The following is a 12907-nucleotide window of genomic DNA, read 5'->3' on the forward strand; positions in this document are numbered from 1 at the left end:
CATCCATGACTAGCAGCGCAGCGCTAACATCACTGGCGCAGGGCTCGCCTGCACGGCGTATGGCTATTATCGGAGGCAGGCTGGAAGATAACAACCGCGCCGTGTACAGAGAAATGAGACGCCTTGCCGGTGGGAAGATAGCTATTTTTCCAACAGCGTCTTCCGAGCCGATTGAGGTCGGGGAGGAGACGAAAGCAGCATTTCTGGCCCATGGCTTTACGGCGGATGTCATACCCGTCCATGCCGATAATGCTTCCGGTTCAGCTTTTGATCCGGAGATACTTGAACGTGTCAAGGCAGCCGGTAGCATCTACTTTACTGGTGGCGATCAGGCCAAGATTGTGGGTGCCCTGATCCAGAACGGGAAGGATACGCCTCTTCTAAAAACCATCAGGCAAGTGTTCAAGGCTGGCGGCTTGCTGGCCGGCTCAAGCGCCGGTGCGGCCATGATGTCGAAAGTCATGATTCTTGGCGGCACTTCTTTTGAATCAGTCGTGCACGGCATTACGGAAGATCCGGATGAACCAGGCTTGCTTGTTGGCAAAGGGATGGGGTTCTTTCCCCACGGCCTGGTCGACCAGCACTTCATCAAACGTGGTCGTTTGGCGCGCCTGGTGGTGGCGATGGCCCACGCCAACCAGAAGCGTGGCTTCGGCATTGATGAAAATACTGCCCTGCTGGTCGAGGGCAATAAGGCTCGAGTTTGCGGCGAGTATGGCATCATTTATGTTGAAACGCGGCGCGCGAATATCAATCAGCAAACTAACCAATATGAGAATATCCGCATCAGCTATCTCGATGACGGCGACCTGATTGACTTGAAAAGTTATACCATGACCCCGGCGGAGAGTAAGCGCAAGGTGCGTAACCGGGAAATTGCTTACCGCGCACCGGTCAGATCCAAACGCAACGCCTTTGGGGCCTATGCTGTCTACGATTTACTGGCGCGCCTCGTCCTTGGGGATCAGGCCAATTACGCAACGGACAGTCTCACCGCGGTTGATATGAAATCAGGTACTGGTGCGCGCGTGGTTCTGGACCGGGTCAAGAGAAGCTCGCGCTGCCTTATTTCCACACCGGATGATGGCTTGCGCATGACGGCGGTCAATTTCCGGGCTTCTATCATGAAGCAGAGTTTTGATCCTGCAACCCAGTCAGACCGTGAATTACGCAGTGCACGCAGCTTCGGTATGGACCTGAATGAGCGCTCCCAACTGGTCCTGTTAGGGTCGTCTCCGGTCTATCTCGATCATAAGGAGCAGCGCGAAATAATTGACCTCATCGGCGAAGGCCCAGTGGGTATTTTTGCTGCCGCCTCGTCAGAGGCCCGCCGGACGGCTAGGGAGCATGTTGATTTTTTCCGGCAGCATGGGGTCGAGGCCGTTGATCTTGGCATAACCATCGACAATGTGGAATATGCCGCGCGCAATCCGGAATTGCTCGACAGGATTGCCTCCATGAAATGTATTTTCATGTGTGGCGGGAATCAGATCCGCCTGGTTGAAACCCTCTTGCATCGAGGTGAAGAAAGTCAAGTGCTGCGCGCGATTGCCAGTGCCTATGCCCATGGTGCAACGCTGATCGCGTCAAGCGGTGCTGTCTCTGCCCTGTCAGGTGTCATGATTGCGGGCGGCAGCACCTATGAAGCCTTGCGGTATGGAGTTGCCTCTGACCTGGGTCATCAGGGACTGGTGATCCAGGAGGGAGTTGGACTGTTTGATTCCGGTATCGCCGATCAGAACATTCTCACGGCTAAAAGGTTGGGGCGTCTGGTTGTTGCGTGTGCGGAGGAAAACGAGCGCTATGGTATCGGTGTTTGTGAAGAAAGCGCCGTAGTTGCGGTTAAATCCGGACAGGAACTTACAGCTATCGGCCGTCATGGTTTTGTGACGATTGAAACGGACCCGACAAGCAAGGACACAGGCGATACACGTTTCATGGCCCGCAATGTTAAACTCAACATGTATGGGCCGGGGGATCGTGTGAATCTCTCCTCCGGCTACGAGGAGCGTCATGATGACTCCACAGAGCTGAAAAGTACTTTTGATCAGATGATAGACGGCTTGATGCGCGAAAGTGTCGATCTTGATACCCGCGAAAGATCAGGGCGCGATCCGGCTGCAAGGCATTCGGTGAAAATCAGCCTTAACCGGACAGGGGACCTTTCAGCGACTGTTGATCTTGAATGTGCCCGCGAGGAAAAGGACGATTGAGCATGTCTCCGAAACAGCTTTGGCAATAGGGGCATATTCTGCTATTCCCGCAGGCCGGAAGATATGGTCAGGCCATCCATGAAGGTACCATTGCAGGAAACAGATAAAGCGTTGTCGCATCGCTTCTGCGTGGCGCCTATGATCGACTGGACTGAAAATGCAATAACAACAATTAGTTAAGGGCATTTGTGTGCACTATGTGTGCAGTCAGAAATAGTCAGTGTTCTGCTTAAGTGTATCCGTGCGTTGAACGCGGCCTAACGCCCTTAAGCGGGATCAGTTACGCTGCTTGTGCAGCGTAACGCCATGGGAGAAGTTCGTCGAGGCGGGTGATCTTATGGTCCGCGATTTGGCCAAGAACCCAAGTGAGCCAGCCTTGCGGATCGACCTTATTCAGCTTGGCGGTTTCAATGAGAGTGAAGGCGATCGCCATCGCTTTGCCGCCGCCTTCTGAGCCCGCAAAAATCCAATTTTTCCGCCCTAAGGCTACAGGCTTCACGGCCCGTTCAGCAGCATTATTGTCCGCTTCCAGATGACCGTTGCCGAGATAAGGCCGGGCTTTCGGTAATCGGCCCAGGGCATAGCGGATCGCCTTGGCGAGGGGTGATTTGCCGGAGATTTTTGGGAGTTGCGCCCCGAGCCATTCCTCCAGGTCATCGAAGATAGGCTTGGCCTTATCCTGCCGCAGGGCCTCGCGTTCAGCGGGACACTTTCCGCGCGCTTCTTTCTCAACGGCGTAAAGCTCAGCGATCCGGCGAATGGCTTCTTCGGCAATGGACGAGCCCTGCGCCGTGAACACATCGGCGAATTTGCGCCGGACATGGGCAAGACAGGCTTGCTCTTCGGCTTTGTCATTGCCGAACAGGCCATTGAAGCCGGCGAATCCATCCGCATGCACGACGCCCTTGTATCCGGCGAGATGATCAACGGGATGCGCACCCTTGCGGTCAATCGTGAACTGGTACCACGCGCATGGCGGTGCAGGCCCGGCCCACGGCCGTTCGTCGCGCACATAGGTCCACACCCTGGCCGTTTTGGTGCGTTTGAGCCCCGGTGCCTGCATCTTCACCGGCGTATCATCCGCAAACAGCGTTTTGCCGCCACGAACGATATGGCCAATGCGATCCGCCAAGGGTTCGAGGAGCGCTGTTGATCGTCCCACCCAATCGGACATGGTGGAGCGATCCAGGTCGATGCCTTCACGAGCGTAGATTTGAGATTGCCGATACAATGGCAAGTGATCCGCATACTTCGACACCAGCACATAGGCCAGCAAGCCTGGTCCTGGTCGCCCTCGTTCAATAGGCCGTGATGGCAGCGGGGATTGGGCAAAGGTCTCACAGACAGAGCAGGCCATGCGGGGCCGGACAATCTTGTTCACGATGAAACGGCCTGGAACGTATTCCAGCTCTTCGGTCACATCCTCGCTAACGGTCTTCAGAGTGCCGCCACAAGCGCCACATTCAGCGCCAGGCGAGATTACTTGTTCATGCCGGTCCAGATGATCAGGCAAAGGTTTACGGCTGTGCTGGCGAGCCGCTTTATCGGCTGTATCGGTTGCTTCGGAGATTGGCCTCTCAGCCGCTTTCGCGATCTGCTCGTCTTCCTCGAACGTCAGGTTGAGCTGATCGGCGCTTTCTGATTTTGATCCAAAGCGATGCCGATTGTGGCCGTGAAGCTGATGCTGAAGTTGCTCCACCTTGAGCGTCAGAGCCTTGACCTCATCGGCGAGGAGCTTGTTCGCCGCTTTCAGTTCAGCGGGATCATCTAGCGTTGGGTCAAAGTCCTTCTGCATATTGTTCTTGTACGGTGTTTCGCATGCCCAAGGAATCCTAGAAACAAACAGCAGGCGTAATTTATCCGACCTTCAAAGGACGCCAGGTCTTTTGCGGCATCCGCCAATCAATCCCTTCAAGAAGCATGGAAAGCTGGGCGGGCGTAATGCTGATCTTACCGTCCTTCGCGGCGGGCCAGACAAACCTGCCTTTCTCAAGGCGCTTTGAGAACAAACAGGCTCCCTGCACATCCCACCAGATGATTTTGATCAGGTCGCCGCGACGCCCCCGGAACACGAACAAATGCCCGGAGTAAGGGTCTTCCGCCAGGACCTTCTCGGCCTGCGCAGCGAGCGTGTTGAAGCCTCGCCGCATATCCGTCACGCCAGCCGCCAGCCACACGCGTGTGTTTGAAGGAACCGGGATCAAGTGCCAAGACCTTCGACCAGGCCGACGATGGCGGAAAGCGCCATTGGCCCCTCGATCAGGATACGCCGACCATCCGACAAAGTCAGATCAACGCGTGTCGCAGATATGGGGCCGCGGATACTCGGGACCTGCTGTGGCGACCCGGCCGGGGCTGGCGAGGCGTAGGCAGACAGATCAACTTCCAGGAAATCGCCGTCTTCTTCCTCGTGAAAACCATCCTCAAGGCCTTCAGGGGCAAACCGCTCATCCTTGAGCCAAGTATGGACCTGATTGGCATTCATCGCATAGCGGCGAGCCACTTGGGCAATCGAAACGCCCGGCACCATCGTCTGTCGGCAAATCTCCCGCTTCTCGTCATCAGACCAGGAACGACGGTTCCGGCGTGTGCCCATAAGGTGCCTTCATAAGTGTCCATTAAAATAAGTGGACACTTAGCGACCCAAGATCACATCGCGTAAGGTCGGGTTCACCGGGCGCTCACGCTGAAGTAAGTGGCTGGAATAAAACAACTTCAGCTAATTTGCGAAGAAATTAGTAAGCACGTCATTGCCTTGACGTGGAAAATTACCCTTTCGCCGTGACACTCCCACTTCAAACCAACCATTTTCTGAGAACCGTGGCTGCGTTTAATGGGGAAGGTGCATTATGTGTGAGGCTGGACAGAGAAACTCAACGTGTATTCTTGAGTTAAAAATTGGTATATAGCATAAAAAGAAGACTTCAGCCTGTTTTCTCAAATAGACTCCGATTTTCTACGAACCAATTCCATGTCACCCTCAAACCTGCATCAAGAGTTGTTAGTGGATTGTAATCTAGCCTCTCACGAGCTCGGGAGATGTCGCAATACGTATTTCTTATTTCGCCGTCGCGAAAGTCGACATATTCCACAGGCACCATTTGTTCCTCTCCAACGACTGTAGAGATGGCTGATATTAGTTCGTTCAAGGAAGTGGGAATGCCAGTTCCTAATTGGTAAACCCCAGCTACATTTGAGTTTAAAGAACCAATAATACCGTCAGCTAAATCAGAGGCGAAAACATAATCACGGGTTTGGGTTCCATTTCCATAAACTGTCAAAGGAATTTTGTTGAGAATGTTTCTGAAAAATTGAGCAACAACAGAACCCTTGTGAAATGATCTAATTCCGTACACATTCGAAAATCTTAAAGAAGAAGCTAGAAATCCATAAGAGCCCGCAAAAGCAGAGCAATACGCTTCGCACGCTAATTTAGATGCACCATAAGGCGAAATTGGTTTTGGAACCATTTCTTCATGAACTGGAGGTTCGACGTCACCCAAAATTGCTCCTCCTGTTGAGGCTGAGACAATTTGTTCTACACCGCATTCTTTCATGGCAGTTAAGAGATTAAATGTACCAATAACATTTGTATCGAAATTATGAACAGGATTTTCAATTGATGGGATAACACGCGTATCGGCCGCCAGATGAACCACAGAATCTACCCCCTCTAATGCCGACCGGAGTATATCTTTTTCAAGCAGCGAACCCTTCATGAATTTAACGTCTAAGTCTTTAATCCATTCATATTTTCCCAAGGACTCATCATCAATCACAACGATGGAATAACCACCAACTTCATTCATTCGTGCTATTAAATTCGCTCCAATAAAACCACATCCGCCGGTTATTAATATTTTATTCACCTTGAGTATTCCTTTCGTATTGAAATATGTCTAATTCTACGCCCTGTTAGAGCCTATTTGCGACATTGTTGTTACCTTAGATTCGGAAATTCCGAATGCAGATAATAAAATTTGGTCTTCGTTGCTTGGTGTAAGGATTCTGCTGTAAAAACCATCATAAGCCAGCACTGTCATCGGATCTGCCAGGCATTCTCTTTGCTCAGAAAGGTAAAGCTCATCGACGCCGCTTAACTTGCTCTCAGCTGAATAATACAACCAAAATTCCGTACCAAATGAGGCTGCTTTCTCACAAACACCTGAAATAATCGGGCCGACAAAATTAATTACCATATCAAATGGTAATATATGGCCCCAAAGGTTATTCAAGTCTCTTTCGCTAGCCCATTCATATCTCGGTGTGCCAATGTATCCAGATGCATCAGGCGGAATCCGATCAGAAGTTCCGAGATGTAGAAAATTTATGGTCTCTAATCCCGAGGGCTGAGAAGGTTGAGAGAAATTAATATCGCCCAAGCAAATCATATGCACCTTATATTGGTTCATGATTTTATCAGTGCAAATGGTTTTTATTTTCACCCAATCAGATTGGGACAGTTTTCCTGGAACAACTAGCGCTGCCGACTTTTTCTCTTCTTGGTTTCGAGCCCTTAAGATTGGCCATGCGCCAAACAATTCTTTGCAAATATTCTGATGACTGGCAAATCTATGTCCGCCTTGGACGGAGCCACCTGTCATCAATCTAGAGGGTGCAGGTGTTGAAACGTCTGCGTAAAGATTTAAAGGTACCTCTCGGGTCAGATTAACTGAATTTTGCAAACTAGAACCTGGGGGTGTGAAGGTTCCCGTCAAAGTCAGGGATTTGAATGGCGAGACATCGCCTAACTTGCGAAGAATTTTTTCTGCTATGCTGGCGCCGAACTCATCCTTGTTCGAAATATCCAACCAATCTCGAGAAAGGAAAATTCCATTCGTCTTTAACCTCGATGGAATGCCCTCCTTATCTAAAATAGACTTTCTTGCCACGAAGGTACATTGTTCACTCCCAGCACTTTCGGCTATATCTAATGTGCAAAAACCGTGATCCTCGATAATTCTTTCGAGGTCATACATTACCGAGTGATGTAATTTCATTTCTTGCAGCCATCTGATCGTTGCCTCTTCAATGAAGCCAATCAGGTTAGGCGCATAAGGAGTGTCCAATATTGCCGGAAAATTTTCTTGAGATATCTGATATTGAATTGCCTCATTTAACTTCTCTGCCGAAGTTCCCGTTCGCTGCACTAAGTCAGAGGTGAAATGCCACAAGGATTTTGAACCAGTGTAAAGGGCCCATGTTGGAAACCGGATACTCTCCTCGGTTAAGTAGGCATTAAGGCCCGAAACATTCTTGTATTTTTTCCTGATAATCTCTTTGTTCAGATCATCATTCTTACGATTTAAAGAACTTCTGTTACCGGCCATCTTTCTATAGAGGACATAGCTTTGTTCGTTTTTTACTCCGCGGAGACCAGCATCTTTTAGAGAGCACCAGAAGTCCCAGTCTTCCATGCCGGATCTCATTTTGGGATCCCATTGAAGGCCTCTGTCCTTGATTTTACGCAAATCGTATAATGCGTTTGGCGGTGAAAGGTTCTGTAATGCCCAGCGAATTTTGATATCTGTGGCGGGGGTTACTATTCCTTTTCCGGTCGCTCCCAATAACTGATGATCTGAGTAGGTGTGCGATACGCAACCATCATTTTCTTGCGCAGAGAGTAGTTCTTCAAGTGAGCTACTTATATGATTGGAAGGTAATATATCATCGCCATCTAGCATATAAGCATAGCGAACCTCCGGCCTAGTCTCCAATAACCAACTTATGCCAGAATTTCGGGCCTCAGATACGCCGGCTTGTTTTTGATAAATGTAATGAAATCTTCCTGGGTAAGCCCGAGAATAGCGCTGACATATCTGCGTGGTCGTTTGCCTTAGTGGGCAGCCGTCGACAACAACAACAATAGGGTCTGTTTCGATTGCGCTTTGATCTAGGGTGTGGACTCAATTGATCCAGCATTTTGCTGCGAAGAGATATATCATGTTGATGAAGTTCCTTCGAGATTTCTCGAACCGTGTAGCCAGCCGTCTCATGTCTTTCATTTTGCAGAAGAACCGCTCGACAATATTACGCATGGCGTAAAGGCTGGTGTCATGCGGGACCGGATTGCGCGCATTGGACTTGGCGGGAATAACCGCCAACGCACCTTCATCGGCGATATCGCGCCTGATCTTCGCACTGCCATAGGCTTTGTCCAGGACCATCGCCAGAGGCGGCATCTCCCAGTCGAGGAAGACATTCATCACCTGGCTGTCATGAACATGGCCGCCAGTGACCTCAATGCGCAATGGCCTGCCATTTTCATCTACGGCCACGTGAACTTTGCTTGTGCGACCGCCCCGTGAGCGTCCAATATCTTCCGCCAGTTCCCCCTTTTTGAGCCACTCGCTGCGCGGTGAGCTTTGACAATCGAGGCGTCTATGAAGATCAGACTGTCCTCACATTCTTCAGCGAGCGCATCGAATATGCCCTTCCAGACGCCGCGCTCGCCCCACCTGTTATACCGATTGTAAGCAGTCGTGTACGGTCCATATCGTTCCGGCAAGTCCCGCCATGGCGCGCCTGTGCGCAAAATGTAAAAGATGCCGTTCAGGATCGTACGATCATCTTTGCGCTTCGGGCCGCGGCTAACCTTTGGCAACAACGGTTCAATCACCGCCCATTCTTCATCCGACAAATCAAACCGCGCCATTTAAGACTCCCTTTCGGAAATCCCTGAATCACGCTTTGCACAAACAAATCAATCAGTTAAATTGGGTACAGACCCTAGTGCACTAATGATAGTGTCTCTGAGCAAATTTCCCATGTTATGGGCGGTAATAATGACTGCAACGGAATCCATGGCAGGCTCGTCCAGATTTTTTGCAAGGATGATATATTGCGTGCATCTAATATCACTCCCAGTTATCTTGTCATCAACTTTTTCCTCTGAAGGGCTCAGGTTATGAATATTCTGCATCAATATATATCAAGCCGCGGCCAACGGATGGCAACAAATGAGAGGCTGTTTAGAAAATTATGCCGTGAGAACAATATTGAGTTGGATGCTCGGCTTGATTTTAATAAAATTGACGAGAGAATACACATAGATAATGATGTGAAAAAAAATACAAGTAGTGGTGTATATTTTTCAATAATTATACCTGCATATAATGTTTCCGAATATATAGATGATTGTATTTACTCATTACGAAACCAAACATTCGAAAACATTGAAATTATCGTGGTTGATGATTGTGGGCAAGACGACACGGCTGACAAGATACTGATGCACTTGATCTCAGATGATAGGGTAGTTTATGTAAAAAATAGGTTTAATCTTGGCTTGCTAAGAGCTCGCCAAAGCGGTGCTGCTTTTGTTAAAGGGCAGTACATTGGTCACTTAGATGCTGATGACTGGTTGTCAAATAACGCCTTGGATGCATGTAAGGAAATTTGTACGAAAAAAAAACCTGATATCTTGCAGTTCGGAATGTCGCGCATTCTAGATGGTAATGAAGAATTACACGATCCCTCAACTCCTCCCGCACCTGAGCTTTCTGCGAGTGCGATATTCTTGAGTTTCCTGGATAGGAAAATCAATTTTTCAGTATGCAATAAATTGTACAAGAGGTCATTATGGGAGAGGGCGTCGAAGTATTTCCCTAAGGTCAGTTATCGTGTGGAAGACCTTTCTCAGAATCAGCACCTATTACAGTTGGCTAAGAGTTATATCGCGATTGATGATCAGTTTTACAAATATCGCATAACGGCTGGTTCAGATAGCAGGTCTCCGACTATCGAATCAATCTCAGCGCGTGCATTTTCAGCCGCTAGGCATATTGCACGACTCAAAAAATACCTGCGCTCCAAGGATTTATTAGTTCGTTTTTGGCCTGAAGTTGGGGCTTTCGAAAAGTCTGTCTATTATGACTATGTCCGCCGGTTGATTTCTACCTGGCGTAATGCATCGGGGCGAGATAAGTTGTATTTATGGAAATCAATTGTCAGAATTTGTAGAATAAACGGCTTTCTGCCGCTCCGAAGTTATTTTTGTGAATACCCAGGGGAAATGTATGACTTATTGAACACAGCTTACGCTTCCAAGAGAATTGAGTGCTCAAGTGTAGATGTGAGTATTGTGGTGCCCGTGTACGGTACAGAGGAATACATTGCGCAATGCTTGTCTTCCATTTGCAGTCAGTCCTTAAAGAATATTGAGATAATTGTTGTGATTGACGCTTCGCCTGACAATTCAATTCAGATAGTCAAGGATTATGCCCAACTGGATCCTCGAGTACAGATTATTTGCCACGATAAAAATAAGGGCTTATTGCAGGCTAGGCTTACTGGCGTTCGCGCGGCAAAGGGTAGGTATATCGCACACTGTGATAGTGATGATGAAATTTTGCCAAACATGCTGGAAGAAATGTTGCAAGCTGCAAGGAGATCCGATGCGGATATTGTGCAATGTGGTTATTCCGAGGTATATGATCGGAGAATTCGCGGCCTACTAGTGAAGAAAAGGTTCACTTCCATGGGCGGGGATACTTTCAGGAAGTTTTTAGAACTGGATGGAGTTTCAAACTCCATGTGGAACAAGTTATATCGAAGGGAGCTCTGGCTTGCTACCTTGCCGTACATGCCAGACATAACTTATAAAGCGGAAGATGTTGTGCAAAACACCCTTCTCATGGCAATATCTACGAAGCTTGTTCATGTTCCGGTTGCTTTTTATAGATACTTAATAAGAGAAAACTCCGGAGATCGTGTTCAGAACCCGTCACAAATCAGATTCCGAGCTAAATCAGCTATCCACAATATGAGGTTTATTGAGTATGTTGTGTCCAGTTTTAATGGAAGCAGATATTATAGTTCTGGGGTAATTGGAAGGTATAAAAACTACTTTCATAGGATGATGTCACCATTTGCCCATTTCGCTACAGGAAAGGGTCAATCTCTAGATCTTGAAATTGAATCACTCGAGGAAGGTATACCCACAAAATACAAAAGATATATTAGGAGAATATGTTATTATACTGATTTGTATAATAGTTCGAAAAGTACTGATCTGTTGGAACTTCCTACGCCAAACTCTTTTGGGATATCTGAGGCGAGCTTGGATATTTTCTTGGAGAGCGCTGTAAGTGGCACAGATTCTTCTTCCGTTCTTGAGTTGCAGAAGCGAATTCAAGAAGCTATCGTGGTAGGGGATTTAGTAGCTTTTCGGGATGTTATGCTTCTAATAAAACAAAATTATCCTGAACGAAATTTCCATAGTAATGCCATTGTTGATTATTTTAAGAATAATTATTCAAAAAAGACGTTTAAGATCGGTCAATTTATGAATGTTTGCAAAGAAATAGAATTAATTGAAGAAAAGTATGTAATTATGTCAAAATATGCTTTGGCAAGGAAGATCCATGCAGAGGCGAAATCGCTTGCGCTGGCAGCTTATGAGATCGATCCTAACAATCATTCAGTAATCAGAACCTATGCAGAAGTTTTATATAGGGAGGATAATGCAGAAGAGGCTTATAGAATTTCAAAATCATTGACAAACCTACAGCCAAATAATCCAGAGTACTATCTTTTTACCGCCAACGTATTGAAGAAGTTATCAATGCATCGGGAAGGTATAACATTTGCAGAGGAGGCGCTGCGATTAAAGCCGGGATATGAAGCCGCGCTAGCAACGTTGGGGCAATTTCAAAGAATCGATACTGAGCAGCTTAATGGATAAAATTGCAGGCAGGATTTATGATGAATGACCTCGGCCCCTTGGCTCCCACGTTTATTTAGAGAGTCCTACTGCTGAATACTTCAATTCTATCGGTTTAGCGAGCGCGGTGTGCGTGGAGCCGTCAGGTAGCTCAAGCGCACGCCGGGCGGTTGCCGGTGGTTTTCCGCCGTGAGGGGATTGAGGCCTGATGTTGTTGTAATCATAGTGACACGGGCCCAGCGACAGCATGTCAAAATGGTATATTCATTTTTTCTATTATATGGGCGGAGCTCATTTATCTTTTGATCACTTTGCCATCTATGATGTGGATGCCGCACTCGCTTTTGTCCTGTCCTGCCCAGCGTCCGGCACGCGGGTCTGTATCTGTTTCATCGACGGGAGAAGTGCAGGGCGCGCAGCCGATAGAGGGGTAGCCGTTAAAGCGCAATGGATGATGCGGCAGTTTGAGGGCATCGAAATGTTTCCTGATGTCGTCCTGACTGGTGCGGTGCAGCGGGTTTATCTTGATCCATTTGTCTTCTGCTTCGAATAGTTGCAGTTCAGCACGCTCGCCGCCCTGAAATCTCTTCCGTCCGGAAATCCAGGCCGTATAGGGTTGCAGCACCCGGACCATGGGCAGGGTTTTGCGAATATAGCAGCAGCGATCGGTATCACGCTCATGCAAGGTGCCATCCGGGTCATCCGCGATCAGGTGCGCTTCGTTTGGTGAGATGCGCCGCACATCCTTGAGGCCGAGTGCCCCTGTCAGCGTTCCAACATATTCATCCGTTTCCGGAAAGTGTTTGCGTGTATCAAGGAAAAACACCGGCACGTTCGGATCAACCTGTGCGACAATATGCAGCAGAAGCGCCGACTCAGTGCCGAAGGAAGAAACGACACATACTTTGCCGGGAAATTCCGTCTTGATACTGTGCGACAGCACATCAAAGGCTGACGCGCGGCTGTAGTCGCGGTTCAGGCGAACGACAGCTTCCTCGCGTTCAATCTCCGATAATGTGCGGACGACCAT

At 48.5% G+C, this 12907-nt stretch carries 8 protein-coding genes and 1 pseudogene; 2 read left to right on the top strand and 7 right to left on the bottom strand.

The window, feature by feature from the left end; translation table 11 throughout:
• The first annotated feature begins 5 nt into the window (after nt 1-5).
• Nucleotides 6-2213 (top strand): cyanophycinase, encoded by a 2208-nt coding sequence (locus RAL90_RS06380; protein ID WP_306253689.1) that lies wholly within the window; start codon nt 6-8, stop codon nt 2211-2213.
• A 280-nt stretch (nt 2214-2493) separates the two neighbouring features.
• Here the strand turns inward: RAL90_RS06380 and RAL90_RS06385 are convergent, their stop codons facing one another.
• The 6 genes and pseudogenes from RAL90_RS06385 to RAL90_RS16290 all read right to left on the bottom strand — a co-directional run.
• Nucleotides 2494-4008 carry an IS66 family transposase gene (locus tag RAL90_RS06385; RefSeq protein WP_306253690.1) on the bottom strand — a complete coding sequence of 505 codons (1515 nt, stop codon included), beginning with the start codon at nt 4006-4008 and terminating at the stop codon, nt 2494-2496.
• A 61-nt stretch (nt 4009-4069) separates the two neighbouring features.
• On the bottom strand, nt 4070-4417 hold the full coding sequence (gene tnpB / locus RAL90_RS06390) for an IS66 family insertion sequence element accessory protein TnpB (protein ID WP_306253691.1): 348 nt from the start codon (nt 4415-4417) through the stop codon (nt 4070-4072).
• Nucleotides 4414-4809 carry a transposase gene (locus RAL90_RS06395; RefSeq protein WP_306253692.1) on the bottom strand — a complete coding sequence of 132 codons (396 nt, stop codon included), beginning with the start codon at nt 4807-4809 and terminating at the stop codon, nt 4414-4416. The genes tnpB and RAL90_RS06395 overlap by 4 nt, the downstream gene beginning before the upstream one ends.
• A 328-nt stretch (nt 4810-5137) precedes the next feature.
• Nucleotides 5138-6082: an NAD-dependent epimerase/dehydratase family protein gene (locus tag RAL90_RS06400; RefSeq protein ID WP_306253693.1), complete on the bottom strand. Its 945-nt coding sequence runs from the start codon at nt 6080-6082 to the stop codon at nt 5138-5140.
• Nucleotides 6083-6118: 36 nt separating this feature from the next.
• The gene (locus tag RAL90_RS06405) at nt 6119-8095 is read right to left on the bottom strand and encodes a glycosyltransferase family 2 protein (RefSeq protein WP_306254046.1); all 1977 of its coding nucleotides are present in this window, start codon (nt 8093-8095) and stop codon (nt 6119-6121) included.
• A gap of 24 nt (nt 8096-8119) precedes the next feature.
• Nucleotides 8120-8841: pseudogene (locus RAL90_RS16290) on the bottom strand (IS5 family transposase); the annotation flags it as partial.
• Between the two features lie 279 nt (nt 8842-9120).
• On the opposite strand from RAL90_RS16290, the gene RAL90_RS06420 reads away from it, so the two are divergent.
• Complete coding sequence (locus RAL90_RS06420; protein WP_306253694.1) at nt 9121-11898, top strand: glycosyltransferase; 2778 nt, start codon at nt 9121-9123, stop codon at nt 11896-11898.
• 274 nt (nt 11899-12172) lie between these two features.
• Here RAL90_RS06420 and RAL90_RS06430 read toward each other — a convergent pair whose 3' ends face one another.
• The gene (locus RAL90_RS06430; protein WP_306253695.1) at nt 12173-12907 is read right to left on the bottom strand and encodes a phosphoadenylyl-sulfate reductase; all 735 of its coding nucleotides are present in this window, start codon (nt 12905-12907) and stop codon (nt 12173-12175) included.

Origin of the sequence: Parvularcula sp. IMCC14364, from assembly GCF_030758415.1 — a bacterium.
Taxonomy (GTDB): domain Bacteria; phylum Pseudomonadota; class Alphaproteobacteria; order Caulobacterales; family Parvularculaceae; genus Aquisalinus.

Excerpts from the sequence above, each read along its gene's own strand:
- RAL90_RS06420 (WP_306253694.1), top strand. The coding sequence starts at position 9,121 with ATGAATATTCTGCATCAATATATATCAAGCCGCGGCCAACGGATGGCA.
- RAL90_RS06385 (WP_306253690.1), bottom strand. The coding sequence starts at position 4,008 with ATGCAGAAGGACTTTGACCCAACGCTAGATGATCCCGCTGAACTGAAA.
- RAL90_RS06380 (WP_306253689.1), top strand. The coding sequence starts at position 6 with ATGACTAGCAGCGCAGCGCTAACATCACTGGCGCAGGGCTCGCCTGCA.
- RAL90_RS06430 (WP_306253695.1), bottom strand. The coding sequence starts at position 12,907 with ATGGTCGTCCGCACATTATCGGAGATTGAACGCGAGGAAGCTGTCGTT.
- RAL90_RS06395 (WP_306253692.1), bottom strand. The coding sequence starts at position 4,809 with ATGGGCACACGCCGGAACCGTCGTTCCTGGTCTGATGACGAGAAGCGG.